Source organism: Dyella dinghuensis (genome assembly GCF_003977615.1).
Classification (GTDB): Bacteria; Pseudomonadota; Gammaproteobacteria; order Xanthomonadales; family Rhodanobacteraceae; genus Dyella_B; species Dyella_B dinghuensis.
The window spans coordinates 309,776-334,457 of record NZ_RYZR01000005.1 but is presented as its reverse complement, the minus strand read 5'-3'; the positions used below and the strand labels follow the sequence as shown (position 1 = coordinate 334,457).

Sequence of the window (24,682 nt, the reverse complement as noted above, 5' to 3'; positions counted from 1 at the left end):
GGATGCCGTGGCCGATGCATATTGGTGCAAACCAAACGCGGCAACGCCCCGAAAAGACGGGTCGTTACGGTTCGGATGGTGCAAGCTGGATTCCCCCGGGGCCTAATCTAGCCCAGTCTCTTGGCAGCCACCAGATGGGTGTCTCTTGACCGATCAGGGACGGCCCTTCGTCAGCTCGACGTAGTTTTTTGCGAGGGTTTGTTCAGCTGATCGTGCACGTGACGCGTCCGCGTAGGGCAAGGATCGGTAGATGTCATCAGGTGCCCATGGCTGGCGACGACTCTTCCGTCGTGTCTTGAATCGTCGTTGCGATGAGCTTGGCGAGTTCCGCGTAGCTTTCAGCGCGAGGGTGACGTTTGCGCTTGGGCGCGTCGGCCAGAAGATCGGTCGCCGGGCTTTCTTTGGTATTGCGCTGGTGCAGGAACAGGCATGCTCTTGGCGCGTCGAGAAATACATGGACTTCGGCGAAGACCTGCGGAAAGCATTCCGAGAGTACGCGCGGGCCGACGAAAATTTTCATCGAGCGCGTGCCATTGCGGCGAAGGCGCCGCATGGCTTCTTCCATCTCGACGACGATGGAATGATCTTCGGGAAGTTCCAGCTCGTGCAGCAGGATCGTTTCCATCTCATGGGCCGCCTTACGGGCTTCCATTTCGATGCGGCCGAGAAAGCCCATGCGCAATTCCTGTCGCGTGTAACGCAAGGGCATCGTGGAGACCTGCGTGCCGTCTTTGCGCACGATCCACGAATGATTGACGCGTTCGAAGGAAATGCCCGCTTCGTCATAGCTCTGCCGGCAATGTTCGGCACTGATGCTGGCGTGCGCTGCCCAGGCAGCTTTCAGATAGGCGAGATTCGGCCGGGTGCTGATCATGATGGTTTCCCTGTAAGTACCACCCCAGGGCGCTATGCCAAGGGGTTCGACAGGGTTATCGGCCCGGCTGGCGGAAACTTCAGGGGCTTGGCTGAAGCGTCCTGGCGATGCGGGTGGCGACCTCGTAGGCATCGCCGGAGGGCACGTCGGCATAGCGCTGTGGGCCTCGATTCCACGCGTCCCCGAGTGCGAACCAGTCGATGGATGCGGGAGGCTTTCCGGTGCTCAGCGCCTCATCCAGCGACCGGAAATAGGTCTGCCAGCGCAGGCGGTAGTAATCGTGCGTCAGGCCTGCCCAATCCTTGTTGCCGTAGTCGTGCAGGCTGGCGCCTTCGCTGGCCTTGCGGTCGCCCCAGGTGGTGAGCAGGGAGCGGGCGTCATAGTCCAGTTGCGTCAGCTCATCCGGTGTCGATGCCCACGGCTGCACATGCGCAAGCCATGTGCCGACCAGGAAGAAGCGATTGGTGTTGAGCAGCGCGTCCTGCAAATCCATGAGCTGAAGCCAGCGCTGCGTCAACGCGTCAAAGCGCGCGCGATCTTTGCTGTCGTAAGCAGCCTTGATTTGCGGCAGCAGTAGTCGGCTTTCGTTGGCAAGCGTTTGGCGAGCAATGTCGACAAGATCGTACTGATAAGTTTCGCTGCTACGCAGTGCCGGGTCGACTTGCAGCATCTCCGGCAACGCTTTCTTGAATGCTTCGGCGTTGTAGCGCATCGCTTCCGGCGACCAGTTGGACGCGCGATTGACGGTGAGGCTCGGTTGCGCGTTAAACAGCGACTCCTGTGCAGCATCGCGCTCACTGTTGAAAACCACGTTATCGATGCGGATGTTGTACGCCGTATTCAAAAGAACGCGCCACGCCGCCAGTGCATGCGGATCGAGCGCGCCATAGCGTCGTCGCACGTAATCGGCCGTCCAGCGCTCGGTGTCCAGCGGCTGGTTTCGCCACGCCATTTCGGTGAACAAGTCGAAGGCGAAGGGGTTGGTATCCATGCCTTCCGTAAAGACTGCCGTGCCGGCCATGTTGTTATTGGCGCGTGCCAGATGCTGAAGGCGCGCAGTGATGTTGTTGATATTGGCACCCAATGTCGTGCGGCCGCCGAATTCCCAGATGCCGCCGAACAGAAAAGGCGCACCCTGAAAATCTTTCTGGCGATCGTCGCGCGGCATGCGGTCATGATCGATATCGATGATCAGCAGATGTTGGCGATCGACCCCCGAAAGCAGATCCTGCCGCGGGTTGCCCTGCCATGCGAGCATCATCCAGCGCGCGTCGGGATGCGCCGCCAACAAGGCGCTCTGCACATCGCGCGCGGCTTCGGGCACGGGTACGTTGCCGGAGTCGCCGCCTTCCTGAAACACTTCCATGTCGTAAATCGTGCTGTCGCCAAACAACTCGCGCTGATGCCGATAAAACAATGCAGCGAGTTTGGCGAACATCGGATCGCGCGGATCGAGCCAGCCCGGCCGCGTAAATCCGGCCCATTCGCCCTGTGGCACGACATGCGCGGCGGGAAATTTCTTATCGAAGTCGGCCGGCACGATGCCATAAAAACCGGGCAATACCGGCGTGATACCAAGTTCGCGCAATCGCGCGACGATTTTCTGTGCGGACTCCGCGCGCTTTTGCATCAGCGCACTGCTGATGGGGCCGTTGAAGCAACACAGGTTGCCCATCAATTGCCAGTTCTGATGCGCGGGCTGCGTGATCCACTGGCGGATCTCGTCATCGGAATAACCGACGTCGCGGAAAGTGCGATACAGCACGGTGTCCATGCCGCGCTCGACAATCATCGCGTTGATGCCGGACAGTGCCAGCACATCGATTTCGCGCTCCCAGCGCGGCCAGCCCCAATAGGCGGCGGTGTAGCCGTCGACATTTTCGTTCAGCGCATAGCGGAACGCGTACGGCGTTTCCCGTTCAATCGTGGCTGTGGGGAGTGGCAAGGTATCTGTCGGACCAAGCCGGTCGCCGTTCGGTGAAATCTGCACATGTGCGACGTATTTGAGATACCAATTCACGCCGAACAGCAGGGCGCTCGGGCTGCTGCCCTCGACCTTGATGCGATTGCCATCCCGGGAAATGCGGAAACGTTCGTGCCCGTGTTTCGAATCCATCGCGCCAAGCTCGAACTGCGGCGCCTGCTTGGGTAACAAACGGCTGATGACGCCTTGCTCGGGGCGCACATCGAAGGCAGGTGCGGGCGTGGCATGCGCTTTGGAAATGCCCATCCCGAAGCAGATGGTGGTCAGCAGAAGGGCGCGAAACGGGCGCTGCATCGAACTCTCCACACATGTAAGGCCGGCGTTACACCATCATCGCACGAGTTCAGGCATGACCAGGGGCAGTAGATTCTGTCCATGGGTTGCCCTAGTCTTCAGCAGTTGTCGCTTCGTTCAACAACTTAGGCGAGTACATCATGAAATTTCTGGTCATGATCTATAACGACGACGCGCTGCTCAACGCGCTGGCGCCCGGCGAATACGACACAATGATGAATGGCTGTTTCAAGCACGCCGACGAATTGCGTGCGGAAGGCCACCTGCTGGATTACATGCAACTCCAGCCGCCCCAGAAAACCAAAACCGTGCGCGTGCGCGACAACAAGACCACCGTGATTGATGGTCCGTTCTCCGAAGCTCGGGAATATCTGGGTGGTTTCAATCTGATCGAAGCCAAGGATATGGACGAGGCCGTGCAGATTGCCATGTCTTTCCCGTGGGCGAGGACCGGATGCATCGAAGTGCGCCCCGTGCACGATATCGAGGGCGAGCGCCGCCGCGTGGGTGCCTGAGGTTTACGTCGCTTTCTGCTCTTCCTCTTCGAGTGGCAACACGTCGTCGAAGATTCGGTAGTCGATGACGTTGATACCGTCCTCGCCGCGATGCACCAGATCGGCGTAGCGGTAATTCCAGCGGATCTCCTTGATGCTCCACTGGTGGCGCGCCATCATCGATTGCGACGTGGTTTCGTCGATACCTTCGATGGTCAGCAGTAACGCCGCTTCTTTTGCTTCCATCTCTTCGAGTGGTGCGTCGTAGAACGGGCTGTCTTCGTCGATGATGTGCATCACGTTCCAGCTCAACACAAAGAGCGGATGCTGATCGCGCACGAGTTTCAAATCCTCGATGCGCCGAATCTGGAACCCTTCCGGCGACGAATGCAAGCGCATCAGATGCAGTTTTGCTGAGGCCTGCGCGATAAGATTCAGACGCATGTTCGCAGCACGCATCATCAGCACCCGCTTACCCTCAATGGTGCGCACGATGGGGTGCTTGCCGAATTTGATACGTGATTGAGGGCGCGAAAACCGCGCGAAGATCAAACCCGTGATCACCGCGATGTTGCCCATGCCGATGATGATTTCGCCGGTCGCCACGATATGCGTGTAGATCGACTGCGGGTGCATATCGCCGTAACCGACCGTGGCGAGTGTTTCCACGCTGAAGAAAAAGGCGCCGGCCAGGCCTTTGGGATATTGATTGGCGATACCGTGCGGATCGATCTCATAGATCATCGCGAATATCGAATTGAGTATCAGAAACACGCTGGTCGCAAAGCCGAAAAAAGTTGGCCACGACATGGTGAGGGCGCGATGGTAAAAGTCGTCCCACAGGCGCACATGCATGCCTTCGGAGACGAATTGCCGGCCGCCGATCTGCACGATACGCGGGCGTTGTCGCGAGGGTGAGGCAGGTTTGCTGGCCATGAGTGTTCTCCGTTGCGCTGGCGCCGGGAAGAATTGTAGCGCTCAAGGTTGTCCGGAAAGTGGCGTCCTGCACGCGCCGGCCATCAGCGGTAAGCTTCTGCATTCTTCAGACGCAAAGTACGCTTTATGCTCAAGCTGGTTGGATTCGACGGCGACGATACGCTATGGCATAGCGAAGGCTACTACCGCGAGGCCAGCACCCAGTTCACCGCCATCGTCGGCCATTACGTCGATGTCGGCGATGCGCACGTGCAGGCCGGCATGCTGGCCACCGAGCGCCGCAATCTAAAACTGTTCGGTTACGGCGCCAAGGGCATGACGCTTTCCATGGTGGAGACGGCCATTGCCATTACGGACGGGCGGATTTCTGCGGCGGATATCCATCGGCTGATCGAGGTCGGCAAGGGTGTGCTGCAACATCCGGTGGAACTGCTGCCTGGCGTGCGCGAGGCTGTCGCCACCGTCGCCGAGCAGCATGCGGTCGTGCTGATTACCAAGGGCGATCTGTTTCATCAGGAGAAGAAAGTCGCGCAGTCGGGCATGGCCGATCTTTTCCGGCGTATCGAGATTGTTTCGGAGAAGGATGCAGGCACCTATCGCCGCGTGCTGGCCGAGTTTGCATTGGAGCCCGCGCAGTTCGCGATGGTCGGCAATTCGCTGCGTTCGGATATCGAGCCGGTAGTGCGTCTGGGCGGCTGGGGCGTGCACATGCCCTATCACGTGACCTGGGAGCACGAGATGGAAAACGGTCTAGGCGAGGCGGATGCGCCGCGCATGCTGACCATTGATGGCCCTGCAGCGATTCCCTCGGCAATCGCCCAGCTCGCCCTGCGGGCGGCGCGCTAGACTACGTGCATGCTCAACGCGCAGAACATCCAGTGCCCTTATTGCGGCGAACGCATCGAGATCCTGGTCGATGCCTCGGCCGGCGATCAGCGCTATATCGAAGATTGTCAGGTGTGTTGCCGCCCGATCAGCATCGAGGTGTGGATCGATGCAGATGACAACCCGCATGTCTCCGTCGCGGGTGAAGACGAAGCGTGAGCGTTTAATGCAGCTGGGAAGCTGATTCGACGATACCGATGCCGGCCGCTTCCAGCGTGGTGCGTGTTGCGGCATCCGTGTCCGGCGTGACCGGGCGACTGAGATCCCACAACAGATGCGCGCGGAAGCCCGCAGCGGCCGCGTCTTGTAGCGTCCATAGCACGCAGACATCGCGCGCCAGGCCCGCGACATACACCTCGTCCACCCCGCGCTCGCGCAGCCAGCCGGCCAGACCGGTGCTTGGCCGTGTGCCATCCGGCCCGTGGTTTTCCTGGAAGCCGCTGTAGGAGTCGACGTCCGGGCGGCTGCCTTTGCGCAGGATCAGGTCCATCGAGGTCCAGTCCACATCCGGATGCAGGGCCGCGCCGGGTGTGCCCTGCACGCAGTGGTCGGGCCATAGCGTCTGCGGATGTCCATACAGCGGAATCTGCTGGAAGGGCTGGCTGCCTGCGTGCATGCGGGCGAAGGAGATGTGGCCGCGCGGGTGCCAATCCTGGGTTGCCACGGTGTGCCTGAAAAGCTGGCGATTCAGCAGCTTGTCGATGCCCGGAACGATGGCATCGCCCTCGTGGCAGGCCAGTGCGCCGCCGGGCATGAAGTCCGGTTGCACATCGACAAGGATCAGGGCGGCATGAGCTTGCATGGTTAACCCGCAAAGGAAGCGAACCGCAAGATTCCACAGCGGATCGCCTGCATAATGCAAGTGAACCGATCGACGGAAATGAAAGACGATGCAATACGACCAGTCATGGATGGGCTACGGCATGGTGGGCGGCCTGGAAGCAGGTGCCATCAGCGCGGCAGCAGCCTTTGTGCTGTATCTGATCGTCCATGCATTCGGTCGCCGCCAGGGCTGGAGTCCGCTGCGGCAATTCAGCATCGCGTTTTTGCTGGCCATCCTGCTCACGGCCAATGGCGATATCTGGGACCTGTTTTATTTCAACTATGGCCAGCTGCAATCCATCCAGTTGCTCAAAGCCAAGCTGGCGTTGATACACGATCCGGACAACATCGGCTTGCGCGTGACCTGTGAATTTATTGGCGCCATGGTCGGTGCAGGTCTGGGTTGGATCATTCTGGGTGGCAACTGGCGCGGTGCGCTGCGCGGCGACTGATCGTAGAGAGCAGGGTCTTCGAATTAGTTCAACGTCTTTCCTGAAGAACTCAACAGTGCATGATTTTGCTCCCTCCCCTGTAAGCAGGGGAGGGTCGGGGAGGGGTTGAGCAATCTCGCCTCAAGCGTGACGGCTTCACCCCACCCCAACCCTCCCCTACTGCACGTAGGGGAGGGAGCAGATGTCGAATCACCTGGATTCGCCGTTTTACAGAATCGGATCGAACAATCGCGCGACATGCATGGCGAGGCGCCGCAAGTACGACGCTTTGCGGTATTCGTCGCGGGTGATTTCGACGGCTTTGCTGAAATCTTCCAGCAGCATTTGCTCCACGTCTTTTGCAAAATACGAATCCACGTTCAATGCCGTGATTTCGAAATTCAGGCGGAACGAACGGTTGTCGAGATTGGCGCTGCCGACGCTGGCCGTATCGTTGTCGACAAGCAGCACCTTCTGATGCACGAAGCCGGGTTGATAGCGGAACAGACGAATGCCTGCATTCGTGGCGTCGTATGCGTGCAGCGATGACGCGAGAAATACCGTATGGTGATCGGGTCGCGATGGAAGAAGCACGCGCACATCCACGCCACGCATGACCGCCAGGCGCAAGGCTGATACCACCGATTGATCGGGCACGAAGTAGGGCGACGATATCCACAGACGCTCACGCGCTGCATTGATCGCCGCCGTGAAAAATAGCGAACAGGTTTCCTGCGGATCGGCAGGTCCCATCGCTGCAATCAAGCTGTAAGCGCTGCCTTGCGCTGGACGGGTGGGCAGGATCGGCGGCAATTCGCCGGTCACCCAGTGCCAATCGACGGCGAAGCTGCGTTGCAGATCGATCACCGCCGGCCCGCTCAGTTGCAGATGCGTATCGCGCCAGGGTGCCAGCGGCGGCTTCAAGCCAAGGTATTCGTCGCCGACGTTCAGGCCACCGACAAAGCCCAGCCAGCCATCGACGACTACAATCTTGCGGTGATTGCGAAAGTTCAGCTGAAAGCGGTTGCTGCGCCGTTGCGTGGCGAATGGATGGATCGCCACGCCACCCTTTTGCAATGTCTCGACATAGTGTTTCGGAAGCGCGTGGCTGCCGATACCGTCAAACAGTACGAATATCTGCACACCCGCTGCTGCGCGTTCGAGCAAGGCTTTCTGCACGCGCCGGCCCAGCGCATCGTCGTGAATGATGAAGAACTGCACGAGTATGCAGCGCTCCGCTTTGGCGATGGCGCCGAGGATCGCTTCGAACGTGGCATCGCCGTCGATCAGCAGTTTCAGCTGCTGGCCCGGATGGAAGTTTGCGTTGAGCATTTGCACCAACGCGGTGTATTGCGAGCATGCAGGCGGTATGTCGGTGTGGCCGTCGCGCAGCGTGGCGTCCGAAAGGCGTTGGCGATGGGCGCGATGCAGCGTGACGTAGCCGGAGAATCGCCTGCGCCCGAGGAAAAGGTAGGGAATCAACGTAACGTACGGCAGCAGGGTCAGGCCAAGCGCCCACGCGAAAGCACCCTGTGGCGTGCGTGTGTTCATCACCGCGTGCATCGCGGCCAGAATGCCCGCCATGTGCAACAACATGGCGATGACGGTGAGAAGCTGCGGAATGCTCATGATGCGCGCGATTCTCGCACGCCGGAGCGTGGGTCTTCCTAGTCCTTAGTCGGCCAGCAGCCGATCGGTGAGTTGCCGTGCCTGCTGACGGATCTCCGGCATGGCCGTGGACTCCCACAGCGTGCCGCGCAGCAAGCTGCCAATGGCGAACAGCCGCGGCCATGGCTTGCCGTCGTGCAGCAGGTGGCCGTCGGTGGTGGCGTCGACGCCCAGGCCGAACGGATCGGAGCGGATATGCCCGTTGGTCATCAGCTGCTGAAGAAGCGTGTGCTGGGTGCGGCGCACGTCCGTTTCCAGCCCGGTACTCTGGATGATCATGTCCGCATCGAGCGTGACTTCCGTCTTATCGCCCTTGGGCAGGAAAGTCATCCGCAAACCGTTGTCGGTCAGAACGACATTGTGCATATGACCAGGCAAACGGCGCAGGCGTCCTTCACGTTCCAGCGCATGCACGGATTGAGCGATCTGCGGCGCCATGCGATGACGCGCGCGTTCCCACGCCCAGCGCGTATGACGAAGGAAACGTAGCCGTTCTGCATGCGACAACTGTCCCCACAACATGGCCGTGTGTGGACGCAGGCAATCGATCACGCGACGCCAGTCGTTCGCGCGCGGAATGGCGTCGCGCAGCAGATGCATCCAGGTGCGGATATCGGGCGCGTCGCGCATCGCTTCGACGAGTTCGTCGCTGTCTTCGAAGGGCATCGCGGCATTGGCCTGATGCACTTCCGGCAGCAAGCCATGGCGCGAAATGGCCGTGAAGCGCGCGTTCGGCCATTTGGAAGCAAGCTCTAGCAGCACATCGACGGCCGTCAAACCCAGGCCGATCACGATCACGTTGTGTGCCTGGGTATCGGGCTTCACTTCGGCAAGCATCGGCCAGGGTTTGATGACATAACGGCCGCTGGCCAGTGCATCGTCGCTTACGCCAGATAGCGGACGCGGTTCCAGTGCGCCCAGTGCGAGCACGGCGGCATCGACGCGCGTCTGCGATTCGCCCTGAAACAGGGTGACGCCGTCGTTTTCCGGTACGGCCGCTTCCACTTCATACGGTACGACGCGAACGTCGTGGCCCTTGTCCTTGGCACGCGCGAGTGCCGTGGCGGTCTGTGCTTCCAGATAATCGCCGTACCAGCTACGCGGCAGAAAATCGGTGCCCGAAATGGCCGGATCGATTTTCTGCATGTACTCGAGAAAGCCGCCCGGACGATTCGCGAACATGCCCATCGACGCGGCGCGAACATTCAGCAGATGCAACGACGAGCGCGTGCCATACGCGACACCGCGACCGGGCACACCGCCGCCGGTGTACCAGTCGAGATGCAGCGGCTGCGACACAGGGCGCTCCAGCAATTCGCTGAGCAGCGTAGCCCCTGCGGCGCCGCCGCCAATGATGGCGACCCGTCGAAACATGTCATTCCTTGAAACGTGGATACAGCTGAATGTGTGTTGATATCAGACGCGAAGCGGACCGGCAATCCTTGCGCGCTGCGGCTGGCTCTGCCAGTACGGTTCGGATTCGGACTCTTCATACGTGGCGTAGTCTTCCAGATCGCCACCATAGATATGCAACGTCAGCGCGGTTTCGTGCCGCGAAAGATTGCGGCAGCGATGCATATACGGCACATCGGCGTCGAACCATGTCGAATCGCCGGGGCCGAGCCAGTCGCGTCCACGCAGTTGCCACGCCTGTGCCGTGGATTCGCGCGACCACGATTCCACTTCCAGTGCGCCATACAAACTCAATTCAATGCCCCACAAACCCGCATGATCGTGCGACGGCGTGGTGTAACCCGGCGGCCACGCCATCACCAGCACGCTGACGCCCGGACGACCACGCCGGCCCAGCAGCCAGCGCTCGAAACCGCGATTGCGTTGACGCAGATCCGCCATGCCGTCCGCCAATACGGATGCATCGCGATGAATGATGGCGCCGAGCTCGCGCGATATCGACGCCAGATCGGGATTTTTCTCAAGCGTGTTCGCAAGCGCAATGTCGCGCAACGCCTTGAGGCTGTGTCGGTAAGAGCGCATAGGCTTTATGGGCGGCCTGGACGATCCGAAGTGGAGCATGCCCATCGTTAAGTGGACGTAAGACCCTGGATATCAACCATGACTTTTGCAGCATGGACCACAGTCTGCGCAGGCCTATCCTTATGCCACGCCCTTTAAACGTTCAGCGGGCCACGCGCATCTGACCGTACGGTTGACACGGAGAAACGGACATGATCGGGCTGATAGTTATTGCAGTGATGGTAGGCGCCCTGTGGATGATCGGGTCGTTGATTGGCCTGGTATTCAAGCTGACGTTCGGATTGGTGGGCGGCCTGATTGGCTTGCTTGCAGGCGGCATCGGCTTGTTCATCGGCGGGCTTGTGATGCTGCTGGTGTTGCCGATCGTCGCGCTGTCCCTGCTGCCGTTGTGCCTGCCTGCGCTATTGCTGTTCGGATTGATCTGGGGCATCGCGCACGCTGCACGCCGCCCCGCGGCAGCGCCGACCGTGTTGCGCTGAGATGTCCCTGCGGTAGCCGTGGAGCGAGGCCCGGTCCAGCACACTGGATGGCCGGCCGGGCTTCGATCCCTACACGCTAATGCATCTGCGGCAACGCACTTTTTACATTTGCTGAAATGCAAAACTGACCGGCACACGCGCCCATGCGCGCACTGTGTGGCCGTCGATCACGGCAGGTTGAAACAGCCATGACGACAACACCTGCTCGCGCGCACTGTTATCGAGCAACTTGAAGCCGCTGCTCTGCTCGACCACCACATCGACCGGTTTACCGCTTTCATCCACCAAAACGCGCAATAACACCGTGCCTGACATGCGCTGACGCAACGCCTGCACCGGAAACTTCAACGGCGATGAACGATACGCAAGCGATACCACGCCCGGGGCGATCGATGGCGGCGGTGCAACGTTGTTGTTGGTCGGCACCGTAACCGGTTTGGCGTTATCCGATGGTTCTGTCGTAGGTGTCACGACGGGTGGAGCGACCTCAACGTGCGCAACATGCACAGGCGGTGTGACCGGCAATGGCCTGGGCAATGGTTTGACAATGATGTCCGGCGGTTGTGGCGGGTTGGGTGGTGGCGGTTCGATGATGCGTACGGTTTCGACTTTCGCCGTTTGAATCGCATCGGCAATCTGCGGCGCGAGTGGCCGCATAACTAACAACAAAGCAGCAAGATTGAGCGTGATAGCCACACTCAGTGCAGCAACGCGAACCATATCCGGTTGTGCACGACGAACGACAGCCAGGCTTGCGGACGGCATAAGCGACCTCCTGACGACGATGTGGTTGTGATGCGCTTGAGCCGCGCTGTGTGGGGACACAGGGGGATCGTGGCCGGCGCAACTTCAGCCTATGCCTTTCGTCACGGTTTGTGCAATAGCCGTCTAAACGCCGTGAACGGGTGGGCCAAAAAAGGCGTGCCAAAAAAAGACCCCGCGAGGCGCGGGGTTGCAGGATAGGGGTGCCGGGGAGGCGGCACCCTTGGCGCGCATCCTGACGGGCGGCGGTTTGCTTGCATGTGCAACTTTCGTGATGACAGCCTTCACGAAAATCCGGTAGAACCCTTTGCGACAATTCGTACTTCCCCATGCCACAGGAACGCCGATGAAAACGACCGCTGCCATGACGTGGATGGGTGCCGCATTGCTGTGTCTGGCGGGCTTGGCTACCTCGGCACCCGCGCATGCGGCCTCCGATGTCGACTGCCGCATGCAATTTCAGTTGACCGGATGGTCGGCCTTCTACAAGCGCGCCGAAGGTACCGGCACGATCCGCTGCTATAACGGCCAGACCATGCACGTGCACATTCGTGCGGAAGGCGGTGGACTGACGTTCGGCAAAACCGAAGTCGACGATGGGGAAGGCCGCTTTACCGGTGTCTACGACATTCACGAAGTGCTGGGGCACTACGCGAGCGCTGAAGCCCATGCGGGTGCGCAGGTCAGTGCGGACAGTCAGATCTTGACCAAGGGAAACGTGTCGCTTGCACTGAGCGGCAAAGGTCGTGGATGGAATATCGGCATCGCCTTTGGCGCCTTCATCATCGAGCCCTGATGCGCCGAGGCCTGATGCGTTTTCCGCATTAGGCAAATCGAGACAGGCCGGTTAAGGTGCCAGCTTGTCCCGCATCATGGCGGGATGCCACGGAGTTGTTCGCATGACTGCAGCAAACGAGGCCGTGCTTCCTCGTTATGGTTTTGGCGATGAGCTCGCCAGCAGCGTGATTCACGGCATCGGCATCGTGCTGAGCGTGATCGGACTTGCCGTGCTGGTCATCCATACGGCTATCGCCGGCACCGCGAGCGATGTACTGGCGAGCGCGGTGTATGGCATCTCGCTGATTCTGCTTTACACCGCTTCGACGCTTTATCACACCGTACGCGCCGAATCGGCGCGGCGTGTGTTGCGCACGCTCGATCACATCGCGATCTTTTTGCTTATTGCGGGAACCTATACGCCGTTCACGCTGATTGCGTTGCGCGGCACGTGGGGCTGGAGCCTGTTTGGCATCGTATGGTCGTTGGCGCTTTTGGGAAGTGCGCTGGAACTGGGCTTGCTCAAGCGCTATCGCCGTTTTGCGGTGTTGCTGTATGTCGCCATGGGCTGGGTCGGCATCGTTGCGTTCCGGCCGTTGCTGGCGCATCTGCAAACCGGCGGCATGGTGTTGTTGCTCGGCGGCGGTGTGGCTTACACGCTGGGTGTGCCGTTTTATCTGTGGCGCCGTTTGCCGTATCACCATTCCGTGTGGCATTTCTTCGTGCTCGCCGGCAGCGTGCTGCAGTTTCTCGCCGTGCTGCTTTACGTCGTGCCGAACGCGCATCTCTGAGCGTCAAACGAAAGCAGGCGGCCTGATGTTTAGGCCGGCTGCCTGTTCTTGCGTTACTTCTGTTGCGATGGAATGAACTGGGTGCGCACGGCTTCAGCAAGCTGATCGGGCGGTAGCAAACCCTGATCGATGATGAAATCGTTGAAGGCCTGGCGATTGAAGTTCTTGCCCAGCGCCAGTTCGGTTTGCAGACGAAGCTGTTGCAGACGCATGTAACCGTAGAAATACGCCGTGGCCTGGCCAGGACTGTTGAACGTGAAGCGGTCCAGTTCTTCGCGCGTCATGGCTTCGGAGAGACCCACGTCATAGCGCAGAACGTCGTGTGCGCGTTCCTTGCTGATCATGCCCAGATTCAACATCGGGTCGAGGAACGCGCGTGCTGCGCGCACCAGACGAAACTGCAGCGTGGTGAACTGACCTGCCGGCGGTTCGTACGGCATCATTTCCGATTCGGAGTACAGCGCCCAGCCTTCCACGTTGACGCTGTTGAAGGCGAACAAGCTGCGTGCCAGCGATACGCCGCGTTCCACCATCGCCGAGAATTGCAGTTCGTGCCCGGGCCGCCCTTCGTGTGCAGTGAGCGTCCACGCAGCGGCCTTGAAGGTGAAGTCGTCGTAGGTCGCCGAGTTGTCGCCCTTTTGGGCCGGGTTGCCCATCGTCAGCACGAACGTGCCGCGTTCGCCGTGGTTGTTGACGAGCGGTGGGGGATCCATGTGCGGCGCGGGTTGTTGAGCCGTTTCCGCATCGGACGCGACACGCATCTGCATGTCACGCTGCGGCAGCGTGATGATGTGTTCGCGGCGGATGATGTCCTGGATCTGCGTAATCACCTGGTGATACCACGGCACCACATCGTCCTTGCCGAGCTGTTGCTTCTTCAGCTCCTTGATGACGTCGCGATAATCCGTCGCCTGGAAACCTCCGGCCTTCGCGACTTCGGGCACCATGGTCTGCATGGCCGAGCGCACTTCGACGAACTCTAGCTGTGCCTGCTTGATCAGTTCTTCCGGCGGAATATCGATGCCGACCTGCTTGAGGTTGTACGCATACAGAGGTTCGGGCAAGCGGAAATCATCGCGCTGACGCGGCACGATGGTGCTGCGCACCCATGCGTTGTAATCCTTCAGCTGGGCATCCATCGCATCGAGCGCGGCTTTGCCGGCAGCATCGTCGAGTTTGTACTTGGTAAAGAGCTGGCGAATGCCTTGGGCGTAACGATCCGAGTTGTCGATCTGTTGATCGACGTTGTTCTTGTACGGGCCCAGCAGATGCTTGTCGGACAACTGCGCCATGGTTTGTGCTTCGGCCAGTTTGATCAGTGGCGTGCAGCCCGGGGCCTGGCCGACGTAACACTGCAGACGCTTGCGTGCGGCCGGCCAGCGCTTGGCATCGACGTCATCGCGCAGCAGCGCGAATTCGCCGTTGAAGATCAGTTGGCCGACGTCCTGGTACGGCAGCATGTATTTGTCGTTGAGATCGATGCCTTCGATCGCCAGGTTCGCTGCATTGATCATGATCTGCAGATCCTGGCGTACGTTGGTGTCCTTCTCTGTCGCGAGCATCGCTTGCAACTTGGCGCGTGCGTCGACATAGGCGGCGCGTGTGCGTGCGTCGGAATCGGGCTTCAGGTCGACGACTTTGTCGTCATAGCCGGGTACGCCGACCTGCGTGGCGTTTTCGGGCGTGAAACGCGCCATGACATCGAGCAGTACTTTGGCGTCGTCGTTACTGCGCGCGACCCATGCGGGTGTCTGCGAGGTTTGCGCGTGGACCGAACCGGCGGCAGCCAATGCGATCGCCACGGCGAGGGCGAGACGTTTGCTCATACGAAGTTCCCCAATGTAAGTGGGTCGAGCTTACGGGGACTGCGTGTGAGCGGCATGTATCGAAAGTTGGTCGCTACCCTACCAGCATCGCAAAACCGAACAGGCCGATCATCATGAAGGAGATCACCAGCTTGACCAGCGTCCCGAAAAGCAGCCCAAGCCATGTCGCGATGCCGACATGCGCCGAGCGCAGCACGCTTTTGCCCGAGGTGAACTCGCCCACCAGCGCGCCGGCAAACGGCCCAAGCAGCAAACCGGGCAGGCCGAAGAACAGACCGACGAGGGTGCCCAGCATGGCACCCCACATGGCCTGTGGACTGGCGCCGACGCGCTTGGCGCCCATTGATGCGGCCAGGAAGTCCACCAGCAGGCCCAGGACCGCCAGCGCACCCAGCGTGATCAACCAGCCCTTGCCGACGTGGTGATAGCCATCGACCGCCGCGGCAAGCCAGATGCCGCCGAAGATCATCGGAATGCCGGGGAGGATGGGCAGCACTGTGCCGATCAATCCCGCAATGATCAGCACCGCGGCCAACAGGTAGAGCGCGATTTCCATCGCAGTCATGCGCCATCCTCGAGGCGGCGACAGGGCCGCGGATCGGCCACAATAGTCCGTCGCCGCGACGCGATGGGCAAGCCGCTCGCCATCCCAGCCAGGTAAATCAGTGTCAGACGCCAAACCCACTTTGCTCAAGGCCGATGAACTTGGCCGCATCGAGATCATCGAGCGCGATGGCGTGCGTATGATTCGCCGCGATGTACGCGCGGCGCGCTGGTGGGCGCGTGCGTTTGCGAAACGTGCCGCAGCACGCGAGGCGAGGGCGCTCGCGAAACTGGACGGCATCGACGGCGTGCCGGCGCTACTGGGTTGGGATGGACGCGAATTGCTGCGCAGTTATATCGGCGGCCTCCCCATGCAACAGGCTAAGCCACGCGACGTTGCCTATTACCGCGATGCGCTGCGTTTGCTGGCGCAATTGCATCGGCGCGGCATCGTGCATAACGATCTCGCCAAAGAGCCTAATTGGCTGGTGCGGACGGATGGGCGTCCTGCGCTGGTGGACTTCCAGATTGCATGGACGCGTGGCCGGCGCGGGCGTCTGTTCCGCCTGCTTGCGCGCGAGGATCTGCGGCATTTACTCAAGCACAAACGCACCTACTGCGATCATGCACTCAGCGAGCGGCAACATGCGATGCTGAAAACACCGGCGCCGCATTCGCGGTTATGGCGCGCAACAGGCAAGCGCCTGTACAAATTCATTGCAAGGCGTTTGTTCGGCTATTGGGACAACGAAGGAAAAGGCCGCGTGCGCGATTGATGCCGCGTGCGTTGTTTGCGACCTCTGGAGGCTCTATGCGCAAATGGCTGTTGCTCCATGCATCGCTGATCGCAGGTGCCGCGACCGCGTCGCCGTGCGCGGGCATTGATCGAACGCTGACCGATGCGCAAAAGCACGCATGGGCACCGGTCATTGCAGCACAGCTTCATGTTGCGAACGTCGATGTACTGCAGGTCTTCCGCGACGGCGACTGGCGCGTGATCTATGTCGACACGCACGTGTCCGACAACGGCTTTCTGTTCTATCGCAACGATCCGTTACACGGCACGTACGTCACTACCTGGGCGGGCGCGGCAATGAAAGATGAAGAAGCGTCCATTGGCCAATGGGTGCAGAAAAACGTGCCGGACATTCCCGCTCGACTGACAAAATGTTTTGCGTGGCACGTGACGCAGGACCGCGACAGCTAGGCGATCCTGCGTGGCCTCGTTCTTATTTTTCGACGAACGCGCGCTCGATGACGTAATCGCCCGGCTCGCGTGTACGCGGTGACGCATGGAAGCCGCGCGCGTCGAGCAGCGCACACAGATCGTCGAGCATCACTGGGCTGCCGCACAACATCACGCGATCGGTGTCCGGATTGAGCGGGGGTAATCCGATGGCAGCGCTCATCGCGCCATCGACGATGTTGTCGGTGATGCGGCCGCGATTGCGAAACGGTTCGCGCGTGACCGTCGGGTAGTAGATCAGCTTCTCACGTACCAGTTCGCCGAGGTAATCGTGCTGCGGCAGTTCGTTCTGCAGATAGTTCGAATACGCCAGGTCGTTGATATTGCGCACACCATGGGCGAGCACGATTTTTTCGTAGCGATCGTAGGTTTCCGGATCGCGGACGATGCTCATGAAAGGCGCGAGCCCCGTGCCGGTGCCCAGCAGATATAGATGCTTGCCCGGCTTGAGATCCGTCAGCACCAGCGTGCCGGTCGGCTTGCGGCTCACGGTGATGCTGTCACCCGGCTGCAGATGCTGCAGGCGCGAGGTCAACGGACCGTTCTCCACCTTGATGGAGAAGAACTCCAGGTGTTCTTCCCATGCCGCGCTGGCAATCGAATACGCACGCATCAGCGGACGGCCGTCCACTTCCAGGCCAATCATCACGAATTGTCCGCTGTCGAAACGGAAGCCGGGATCGCGTGTGGTGCGAAAGCTGAAAAGGCTTTCGTTCCAGTGATGCACATCGATAACTTGTTCGGTCGCCAAAGCCACCATAGCGTTGTGTTCTCAGATTGCGGTAGGGGAACGCGGGTCACTGCGTGAGTGCGTATCGCGAGGGCTCGCGGTTGCCGGGCGCCTGGCTCAAGCTGCTTGGGGGTCGTGACCGCGGTGATATTTTACGCCATTGCCGGGATCATCGTCTGTACGAATCCATAGCGCTGGTCTATGAATGGGCCGCGTGGCGTGACGGGTTGGCGCCGGCCATGTTGATCTGGTATCTGGCCCCGGAACGGGCCTGACGATGTCGCAAAACAGTACGCATTTTCCAGGTGTAGACTGCCCGCCGTCCGCATTGCTTGTCTGGCTTGCCTTTTGTAATGGGCCAAGGAGGCGTCATGAAGGCGTTACGTCGCACATTTATCTGCTGCGTTCTGCTCGCACTCACTCCCTTTGTCGCTGCTGCCGCCGATGGTGATGTAGCCGCGGCGCAATCGGACCAGCAACTCCAGCACACACTGAAATCGATGAAGGAAAATTCGACCGAAGGTCATCCCGATCTGCATGGTCAATTTGGCGGCATTCTTCGCTACGAAAAAGGCGACTACGCCGGAGCGATGAAGTATTTCCTGCTTGGCGCTCGCTACGCCGACAAGGTGTCGCAGTTAAGCATCGGCCTGATGTATCTCAATGGCCAGGGCGTTCCCAAAGATCCTGTTACAGGTTATGCGTGGATCGCACTTTCTGCGGAACGCAACTACCCGAAGTTTGTCGAGACGCGCGATAGCGTGTGGGCGCAGCTCGATCCCGATCAGCGCGATAAGGCCAATGAAATCCTGAAACAGCTGACGGCCGAATACGGCGATGCAGTGGCCAAACCACGCATGGTCGCCGAACTGCAGCAAGGGAAGCTGCACATGACTGGCTCGCCCCTTGGTGTTGCCATCTTTAATTCGCAGGCCACCAAATCACAGTTTTTTGGCAACTTGAGCGGGGCGGGCTTAGGTGCGGCCGGACTTGATGCTGGGGATCCGCTGCCTGACTGTGGCCTGGGCTCGGTCGAAGGTGGCGTCATCACCGGCTGCGGCGATTTCTGGGCCGAGAATCGGTGGAACTCCAAGACCTATTTCAAGGCGCAGGACAGCTTTTGGAGCGGTACGGTCAGGGTGGGGGCGTTGCAGGACGTCAGCACCAAACCGACGTCAGTGGCCCAGCCAGCCTCATCGACGCCATCAACGGATGAGCCGGACGGAAGCACGAATCCGTTGTAGCGGCTCCAGGTGACGTGGTGCGGGCCGAATTTCGACCGCCAAAGCGCAATAGCTTGCTGTGCGGCTAAAATACTGAGCTATGCACAGCATCAATCCCCACGACTACCGGTTATCGGTGGCGCCGATGATGGACTGGACGGATCGTCATTGCCGTTATTTCCATCGTCTGTTGTCGCCCCACGCGCGGCTGTACACCGAGATGGTGACCAGCGCTGCGTTGGTGCGCGGCAAGCAGTTGCGTTTGCTGGAACACAGCCAGCAGGAACACCCTGTTGCGTTGCAACTGGGCGGCAGCGATCCGCATGAATTGGCCGAAGCGGCGCGTTACGGTGCGCAGGCGGGTTACGACGAAATCAATCTCAATGTGGGTTGCCCTTCCGATCGCGTGCAGTCCGGGCGCTTCGGCGCGTGCCTGATGCGCGAGCCCGCGCTCGTGGGCGATTGCGTGAAAGCGATGCGCGATGCGGTGCCCGTGCCGGTCACGGTGAAGTGCCGCATCGGCGTAGACGATCAGGACGAATACGCCGATCTGCAGCACTTCACCGAAACCATGCTCGATGCCGGCGTGGAAGTGCTCGTCGTGCACGCACGCAAAGCGTGGCTGCAAGGGCTGTCGCCGAAAGAGAATCGCGAGATACCGCCGCTCGATTACGAGCGCGTCTATCGGCTCAAGCGCGAATTTCCGCAGCTGGTGGTGGTCATCAACGGCGGCATCACCACGGTGCCCGCGATACGGGAGCATCTGGCGCACGTCGATGGGGTGATGCTCGGCCGCGCTGCCTATCACGAACCTTACGTTCTCGCGCAGGTGGAGGCGGCCCTGTATGACATGCCGTTGCCGTCGCGTGACAGCGTGCTGCAACACATGCGCCCATACATCGAAGCCGAGCTGGCGCGCGGCACCGCGCTGAAACACATCACGCGCCATTTACTGGGTCTTTATCAGGGCGAGCCCGGTGCGCGAGCCTTTCGCCGGCGATTGAGCGAGGGGGCGCATCTTTCCGGCGCGAACTGGTCACTCATTGAGCAGGCGATGGCTCCAGCGCAGGTCGCGGCGTGACGCTGATCGGCCGTCCGGCGATCATTCAGCACCCGTTTTGCAGTATGGCGCGTCGGCCGGATCCGGATCCGGCATCAATCGCAAGGGATTATGGGTTTCAAGCACCATCTAGCAGGGGCGATTGCAGCAGCCGGGCTGCTGATGGCCGGTATGGCTGCGGCCCAATCGTCAGCACCACCTCCTAAAAATCTGAGTCTGGATCAAGCCGTAGAGCAGGTGCAGCGGCAAGTCGGCGGTAAAGTGCTGTCGGCCGAGCCGCGTCAAAACGGGCGTGGGACGGAGTACCGCATCAAGGTACTCACACCAGAAGGACATGTGCGCTTCCTGCGTGTCCCTTCCGAAGTCAGCGCGCGTCCACCGGCTGCGGCACAATCCCCCAAGAAGTCCCCTAATGGCGGAAGCAACAAGAAGGAGAAACACTGATGCGCATCCTCCTGGTCGAAGACGAAGCGCCGTTGCGCGAAACGCTGGCGGCTCGACTCAAACGCGATGGGTTTGCCGTGGACGCCGCCCAGGATGGCGAAGAAGGTATGTACCTGGGTCGCGAAGTGCCGTTCGATCTGGCCATCATCGATCTGGGTCTGCCCAAGATGTCGGGCATGGATCTGGTCAAGTCGCTGCGTGAAGCGGGTCAGCGTTACCCCATCCTGATCCTCACCGCGCGCGGCAGCTGGCAGGACAAGGTCGAAGGGTTGAAGCACGGTGCGGACGACTACCTCGTCAAACCTTTCCATGTCGAAGAACTGCTGGCGCGCATCAACGCGCTGGTACGCCGTGCTAGCGGCTGGTCCAAGCCCGTGCTGGCATGCGGACCGATCAAGCTGGATACGACGGCACAAACCGTGACGGTCGACGGCAAGGTGGTGGACCTCACCAGCTACGAATACAAGGTGCTTGAGTACCTGATGCTGCACGCCGGCGAGCTGGTATCGAAAGCCGACCTCACCGAACATATTTACCAGCAGGACTTCGACCGCGATTCGAACGTGCTCGAGGTTTTCATCGGTCGCTTGCGCAGGAAGCTCGATCCAGAAGGTACGATGAAGCCGATCGAAACGGTGCGTGGACGCGGGTATCGCTTTGCCATCCCTCGAAGCGAAGACGAATAATGCGACGGCGCGCCGCCCGTTCTCACTGGCGGCGCGCGCAGCGCTTACCACGGCACTCGTGCTCGCAGCATTCCTGGGCGCGATCGGCCTGACGCTGTCGCAAAGCTACGATTCCAGCGAGCGCAACAAGCTGCAGGATCGTCTGCACGATTACGTCATCACCTACATCGCCGGCACCGATCCGCGCCGCGACGGCACGCCCCTGCTGCCCGACACACCGCCCGATCCGATGTTCTCGCGTCCGGGCTCGGGGCTGTATGCCGTGGTTACCGGCGAAAACGGATTCCATTGGGAATCGCCATCGGCGCTGGAACGCGACTTCGGTTTCCTGCCCAAGCTGGCGCCGGGGCAGCAGCAATTCATCGGGCCCATCGATACCGAGCTCGGCCGTCTTTACTACTACAGTTTCGGCATTGCGCTGGACGTGCCCAATGGCAATCCGGTGCTGCTCACGTTTACCGTTGCGCAGACCGAAGAAGAGCTCGAGGGCAATGTCGCCGTCTATCGCCGCAGCCTGATTGGATGGTTGGCGCTGCTCGGCGTGATGTTGATCGTGCTGCAGTTGATACTGTTGTACTGGAGTCTGACGCCGCTGCGTAAAGTGGCGAGCGATCTCAGTCGCATCGAACGCGGCAAGACCGATCACCTAGACAGCCAGTATCCGCTGGAGCTGACGGGCCTCACCGAACGCATCAATGCCTTTATCGACAGCGAACGCGTCCAGCGTACGCGTTACCGCAACACGCTCGCCGATCTCGCGCACAGTTTGAAGACGCCGCTGGCAGTGATTCGCTCGCAGCTGGAATCGGCCGGTGACGTTCCGGTGGCCGCGCGCCTGCCGGTGCTCGATCAGGTGCGCAAGATGGACGAGCTGGTCGCCTATCAGCTGGCACGTGCCGCGACGACGGGCAGTCAGACGTTCGCGAGCGCCGTGCCGATTGCCGGTCACGCCGAAGATCTCGTGCAGAGTCTGGAAAAGGTGTACGCCGCCAAGAACGTGCTGTGCGAATTCGATATTCAGGACAACGCCGCGTTCTATGGCGAGCAGGGCGACCTACTCGAGTTGATGGGCAATCTGCTGGAGAACGCGTTCAAGTGGGCGCGTCATCACGTGTTGCTCGTGGTCAAGATGCAATCGGCGGGAGGGCGTCAGCGTCCCGGCTTGCTGTTGAGTGTCGAAGACGACGGTCCGGGCATCGACGACGACAAGATCGAAAAGGTGCTGCAGCGTGGTGTGCGTGGCGACGAACGCGTGCAAGGTCACGGCATCGGCTTGTCCATCGTGCAGGACATCGTGCGCGCCTATCACGGCGAGTTGACCGTGGACCGCTCCGAAGAATTTGGCGGCGCGCGCTTCAGCGTGCTGTTGCCGCCGGGTTGACGCACGAACGACGCGGAATTTCCCGCAAGCGTTCCGTCGAAGATGGACAGCGCGTTGCTGTTACTGGATAGAGCCGGGCAGCAGCGATTGCCAGCTCAGGCCGGAATCGTGCGAGGAATGATTCGGCGATGCGTCATCGCCGAAGTGCGTGACATCGCTTTCCGACGAGCCGTTCGGCGTGCTGGTGTGATGGCTGGCAGGCGGTGACGGTACGGCGCTGGCGTGAGAAACACTCAACGCATCGCCGCCGCTCGGAGCGGCATCATGGTTGCTGCTGTGTTCCGGCGACTGGTGGGTGCAGTTATAGCTGGAGCCCGCGCTGCTGCCGAGCGTGCCCGCGATCGACGAGCCGTTAGCCGCCGCCGTGGCGATGGCGCTCAGTCCCAGCAAGCATCCAAGCAACAATGGTGTGGCACGCATGGCGATTCCGTCCCCGAGGCGAATGCCCTAACAGCCGGATCGTCCCAGAAACCACCTACAGATGCCAGTGCCACCCTCGGGACGCGGTGAAAGCGCCGGCTCCCGGTAGAATCGCCCGATGCGACATCCTTCTTTCCCAGCCCTTCAACGGCCCCCTCGCGCCTGTCGTCTCCGCGGATACTGAGACCATGCAGCCGCAACAACTACTGGCCTTGTTGGCCTCCGGAGACACGCTTTCGGGGGCGAGTCTGGCGTCCGAGACGGGCGTGACGCGCGCCGCCATCTGGAAGCAGATCGAGGCGCTGCGCCATCGCGGCGTGCCGATCGAGTCCGCCGGTTCGGCCGGTTACCATTTGCCCTGGCCGATCCAGATGCTGGACGAGGAGAGCATCCGTTTGCAGCTGCCGCCGGTCATTGCCGGTCGGCTCGGTGCGTTGGACGTGCGCTGGGAGCTCGATTCGACCTCCAGCGAATTGCAACGGCGCGGCCCTGCCGCGCCCGACTTCAGCATCGTCACCGCTGAAACACAGACGGCAGGGCGCGGACGGCGCGGGCGCAGCTGGCTGTCGCCGCCAGGGCTCAATCTTTATCTGTCCTGCCTGAAGCGTTTCGATGCGGGCTTTGCATCGCTCTCGGGTTTGTCGCTTGCGACGGGTGTCATCGTGCTGCGCGCATTGCATGCACTTGCCATCGATGGTGCGCGCCTCAAATGGCCGAACGATGTGCTGACCGAACGCGGAAAACTCGCTGGTATTCTGGTCGAATTGAGCGGGGAATATCAGGGGCCGTGTGCTGCGGTGATTGGCATCGGTCTGAATTTGCGATTGACGCCGGCGTTGCATGAGCAAGCCGGCCAGCCGATCGCCGATCTGGCGAGTCTGTGCAACGGTACGCCGCCTGATCGCAATCAGGTGGCGGCAGCGCTCGTCACCAGTCTGGTGCAGGGCCTGGCGCAATTCGAACGCGATGGTTTTGCGGCATTCGTCGACGAATACGCGCAGCACGATGCGCTACGTGGCGTGCCATTGCGCGTCAGTAGCGCAATGGGCGATCTGGACGGAATTGGTGCGGGCATCGATGCACGCGGCGCACTGCAATTGCAAACCGCTGCAGGCCTGCACGGTATCGACAGCGCCGATGTCACGGTGCGCCGCGCATGAAACTCCTGCTTGACCTTGGCAACACACGGCTGAAATGGGCGATGGCGGCCGCGAATGGCTGGTCGGCACGCGGTGCCGTCGCGTGGAACGAAGACGTCGCAAACGTTTTGACGCAATCGTGGCGAGCGCTGACACATCCGGACCATGTGTTGGGTTCGTCCGTCGTGGATGAAGTACGCGAGGCACAGATTCAAACCCTGATCGCTGAGATCTTTGCGCGCGACGTGACGTGGGTGCGCACACCTGCGCAAGCATGCGGCGTGCGCAACGCGTATCCCGAACCGCATCGGCTGGGCGTGGATCGTTTTCTTGCGATGGTGGCGGCGCACGCGGAAGGGCATACGCCTTGCGTGCTCGCAGGTATCGGCACGGCGCTGACGCTGGATGCGCTTGCAGCGGATGGCCAGCATCTGGGCGGTTTGATCGCGCCCGGTCCGCTGCTGATGCAGCAATCGCTGCTTGGCGCGACGGTGCGCGTGCAAACCGATTATCGCGCTGCGATTCGCGATATCGCCGACAACACGCCTGACGCCGTGGCATCGGGTTGCTGGCAAGCGGTTGCGGCGTTGATCGAACGGTTTACCCGGCACATCGCCAACCAACATCCCGGAAAAGCACCACGCTTGCTGTTAGATGGCGGCGACGCGGCGACATTGCTGCCGCTGCTGGGCTTGTCCGCCGAACTCGCGCCCGATAGCGTGCTGCGTGGCTTACTTATATGGGCCCACTCCCATCCCGCGCCCGCATCCCCCTAGAATCCCCAACGACCCA

General features: G+C 60.8%; 28 protein-coding genes. 16 read left to right on the top strand and 12 right to left on the bottom strand.

All coding sequences use genetic code 11. The features are described from left to right. Window positions 1–256 precede the first annotated feature (256 nt). Entirely contained in the window at window positions 257–874 is a 618-nt protein-coding gene (locus tag EKH79_RS09150; protein WP_126673487.1) for a hypothetical protein, read from the bottom strand. A 79-nt stretch (window positions 875–953) separates the two neighbouring features. Further along, complete coding sequence (locus EKH79_RS09145) at window positions 954–3,152, bottom strand: alpha-N-acetylglucosaminidase (protein WP_126673486.1); 2,199 nt, start codon at window positions 3,150–3,152, stop codon at window positions 954–956. A 140-nt stretch (window positions 3,153–3,292) separates the two neighbouring features. On the opposite strand from EKH79_RS09145, the gene EKH79_RS09140 reads away from it, so the two are divergent. Further along, complete coding sequence (locus tag EKH79_RS09140; protein WP_126673485.1) at window positions 3,293–3,667, top strand: YciI family protein; 375 nt, start codon at window positions 3,293–3,295, stop codon at window positions 3,665–3,667. Window positions 3,668–3,670: 3 nt separating this feature from the next. Here the strand turns inward: EKH79_RS09140 and EKH79_RS09135 are convergent, their stop codons facing one another. Beyond that, window positions 3,671–4,582, bottom strand: coding sequence for an ion channel (locus EKH79_RS09135; RefSeq protein ID WP_126673484.1), 912 nt, complete (start codon window positions 4,580–4,582; stop codon window positions 3,671–3,673). Between the two features lie 126 nt (window positions 4,583–4,708). Between EKH79_RS09135 and EKH79_RS09130 the strand changes: the two genes are divergently transcribed. Together EKH79_RS09130 and EKH79_RS09125 are read left to right on the top strand one after the other, a co-directional pair. After that, on the top strand, window positions 4,709–5,428 hold the full coding sequence (locus EKH79_RS09130) for an HAD family hydrolase (RefSeq protein WP_126673483.1): 720 nt from the start codon (window positions 4,709–4,711) through the stop codon (window positions 5,426–5,428). 9 nt (window positions 5,429–5,437) lie between these two features. Next, window positions 5,438–5,626 (top strand): CPXCG motif-containing cysteine-rich protein, encoded by a 189-nt coding sequence (locus tag EKH79_RS09125; RefSeq protein ID WP_126673482.1) that lies wholly within the window; start codon window positions 5,438–5,440, stop codon window positions 5,624–5,626. Window positions 5,627–5,630: 4 nt separating this feature from the next. On the opposite strand, the gene EKH79_RS09120 is transcribed toward EKH79_RS09125, so the two are convergent. Beyond that, complete coding sequence (locus tag EKH79_RS09120) at window positions 5,631–6,269, bottom strand: nicotinamidase (protein WP_126673481.1); 639 nt, start codon at window positions 6,267–6,269, stop codon at window positions 5,631–5,633. An 88-nt stretch (window positions 6,270–6,357) separates the two neighbouring features. On the opposite strand from EKH79_RS09120, the gene EKH79_RS09115 reads away from it, so the two are divergent. Beyond that, entirely contained in the window at window positions 6,358–6,741 is a 384-nt protein-coding gene (locus EKH79_RS09115; protein ID WP_126673480.1) for a hypothetical protein, read from the top strand. A 207-nt stretch (window positions 6,742–6,948) separates the two neighbouring features. Here the strand turns inward: EKH79_RS09115 and cls are convergent, their stop codons facing one another. The 3 genes from cls to EKH79_RS09100 are packed head-to-tail and all read right to left on the bottom strand — an operon-like array spanning window position 6,949 to window position 10,383. Further along, on the bottom strand, window positions 6,949–8,349 hold the full coding sequence (cls, locus tag EKH79_RS09110) for a cardiolipin synthase (protein WP_126673479.1): 1,401 nt from the start codon (window positions 8,347–8,349) through the stop codon (window positions 6,949–6,951). Window positions 8,350–8,394: 45 nt separating this feature from the next. Then, window positions 8,395–9,762, bottom strand: coding sequence for an FAD/NAD(P)-binding protein (locus EKH79_RS09105; protein WP_126673478.1), 1,368 nt, complete (start codon window positions 9,760–9,762; stop codon window positions 8,395–8,397). Between the two features lie 42 nt (window positions 9,763–9,804). After that, the gene (locus EKH79_RS09100) at window positions 9,805–10,383 is read right to left on the bottom strand and encodes a cysteine dioxygenase (protein ID WP_233590251.1); all 579 of its coding nucleotides are present in this window, start codon (window positions 10,381–10,383) and stop codon (window positions 9,805–9,807) included. 191 nt (window positions 10,384–10,574) lie between these two features. Here EKH79_RS09100 and EKH79_RS09095 point away from each other — a divergent pair, with 191 nt between their 5' ends. Then, a complete protein-coding gene (locus tag EKH79_RS09095) occupies window positions 10,575–10,862 on the top strand; it encodes a hypothetical protein (RefSeq protein WP_126673476.1) in 288 nt (95 codons plus the stop codon). Between the two features lie 102 nt (window positions 10,863–10,964). Here EKH79_RS09095 and EKH79_RS09090 read toward each other — a convergent pair whose 3' ends face one another. After that, window positions 10,965–11,627 (bottom strand): energy transducer TonB, encoded by a 663-nt coding sequence (locus EKH79_RS09090; RefSeq protein WP_126673475.1) that lies wholly within the window; start codon window positions 11,625–11,627, stop codon window positions 10,965–10,967. A 343-nt stretch (window positions 11,628–11,970) separates the two neighbouring features. Here EKH79_RS09090 and EKH79_RS09085 point away from each other — a divergent pair, with 343 nt between their 5' ends. Continuing rightward, a complete protein-coding gene (locus EKH79_RS09085) occupies window positions 11,971–12,420 on the top strand; it encodes a hypothetical protein (RefSeq protein WP_233590250.1) in 450 nt (149 codons plus the stop codon). Between the two features lie 103 nt (window positions 12,421–12,523). After that, window positions 12,524–13,192, top strand: a complete 669-nt coding sequence (gene trhA, locus EKH79_RS09080; protein WP_126673474.1) for a PAQR family membrane homeostasis protein TrhA — start codon at window positions 12,524–12,526, stop codon at window positions 13,190–13,192. Between the two features lie 53 nt (window positions 13,193–13,245). Here the strand turns inward: trhA and EKH79_RS09075 are convergent, their stop codons facing one another. Then, the gene (locus EKH79_RS09075; RefSeq protein WP_126673473.1) at window positions 13,246–15,018 is read right to left on the bottom strand and encodes a DUF885 domain-containing protein; all 1,773 of its coding nucleotides are present in this window, start codon (window positions 15,016–15,018) and stop codon (window positions 13,246–13,248) included. A 73-nt stretch (window positions 15,019–15,091) separates the two neighbouring features. Then, window positions 15,092–15,574 carry a DUF456 domain-containing protein gene (locus EKH79_RS09070; RefSeq protein WP_126673857.1) on the bottom strand — a complete coding sequence of 161 codons (483 nt, stop codon included), beginning with the start codon at window positions 15,572–15,574 and terminating at the stop codon, window positions 15,092–15,094. A gap of 187 nt (window positions 15,575–15,761) precedes the next feature. Here EKH79_RS09070 and EKH79_RS09065 point away from each other — a divergent pair, with 187 nt between their 5' ends. Both EKH79_RS09065 and EKH79_RS09060 read left to right on the top strand, forming a co-directional pair. Further along, entirely contained in the window at window positions 15,762–16,337 is a 576-nt protein-coding gene (locus EKH79_RS09065; protein WP_233590278.1) for a protein kinase family protein, read from the top strand. Window positions 16,338–16,372: 35 nt separating this feature from the next. Next, entirely contained in the window at window positions 16,373–16,768 is a 396-nt protein-coding gene (locus tag EKH79_RS09060) for a hypothetical protein (RefSeq protein ID WP_126673471.1), read from the top strand. 22 nt (window positions 16,769–16,790) lie between these two features. Here the strand turns inward: EKH79_RS09060 and EKH79_RS09055 are convergent, their stop codons facing one another. After that, complete coding sequence (locus EKH79_RS09055; RefSeq protein WP_126673470.1) at window positions 16,791–17,567, bottom strand: ferredoxin--NADP reductase; 777 nt, start codon at window positions 17,565–17,567, stop codon at window positions 16,791–16,793. 341 nt (window positions 17,568–17,908) lie between these two features. On the opposite strand from EKH79_RS09055, the gene EKH79_RS09050 reads away from it, so the two are divergent. From EKH79_RS09050 to EKH79_RS09030, 5 genes are all read left to right on the top strand, one after another. After that, the gene (locus EKH79_RS09050; RefSeq protein ID WP_126673469.1) at window positions 17,909–18,781 is read left to right on the top strand and encodes a tetratricopeptide repeat protein; all 873 of its coding nucleotides are present in this window, start codon (window positions 17,909–17,911) and stop codon (window positions 18,779–18,781) included. A gap of 79 nt (window positions 18,782–18,860) precedes the next feature. After that, window positions 18,861–19,841: a tRNA dihydrouridine(20/20a) synthase DusA gene (gene dusA, locus EKH79_RS09045; RefSeq protein ID WP_126673468.1), complete on the top strand. Its 981-nt coding sequence runs from the start codon at window positions 18,861–18,863 to the stop codon at window positions 19,839–19,841. 90 nt (window positions 19,842–19,931) lie between these two features. Further along, window positions 19,932–20,264: a PepSY domain-containing protein gene (locus EKH79_RS09040; protein WP_126673467.1), complete on the top strand. Its 333-nt coding sequence runs from the start codon at window positions 19,932–19,934 to the stop codon at window positions 20,262–20,264. Continuing rightward, the gene (locus EKH79_RS09035; RefSeq protein ID WP_126673466.1) at window positions 20,264–20,950 is read left to right on the top strand and encodes a response regulator transcription factor; all 687 of its coding nucleotides are present in this window, start codon (window positions 20,264–20,266) and stop codon (window positions 20,948–20,950) included. The genes EKH79_RS09040 and EKH79_RS09035 overlap by 1 nt, the downstream gene beginning before the upstream one ends. After that, on the top strand, window positions 20,904–22,331 hold the full coding sequence (locus EKH79_RS09030) for an ATP-binding protein (RefSeq protein ID WP_126673465.1): 1,428 nt from the start codon (window positions 20,904–20,906) through the stop codon (window positions 22,329–22,331). The genes EKH79_RS09035 and EKH79_RS09030 overlap by 47 nt, the downstream gene beginning before the upstream one ends. A gap of 60 nt (window positions 22,332–22,391) precedes the next feature. On the opposite strand, the gene EKH79_RS09025 is transcribed toward EKH79_RS09030, so the two are convergent. Further along, on the bottom strand, window positions 22,392–22,751 hold the full coding sequence (locus EKH79_RS09025; protein WP_126673464.1) for a hypothetical protein: 360 nt from the start codon (window positions 22,749–22,751) through the stop codon (window positions 22,392–22,394). A gap of 188 nt (window positions 22,752–22,939) precedes the next feature. On the opposite strand from EKH79_RS09025, the gene EKH79_RS09020 reads away from it, so the two are divergent. After that, on the top strand, window positions 22,940–23,911 hold the full coding sequence (locus EKH79_RS09020) for a biotin--[acetyl-CoA-carboxylase] ligase (RefSeq protein WP_126673463.1): 972 nt from the start codon (window positions 22,940–22,942) through the stop codon (window positions 23,909–23,911). Further along, a complete protein-coding gene (locus EKH79_RS09015; RefSeq protein ID WP_126673462.1) occupies window positions 23,908–24,666 on the top strand; it encodes a type III pantothenate kinase in 759 nt (252 codons plus the stop codon). The genes EKH79_RS09020 and EKH79_RS09015 overlap by 4 nt, the downstream gene beginning before the upstream one ends. Window positions 24,667–24,682: the final 16 nt, after the last annotated feature.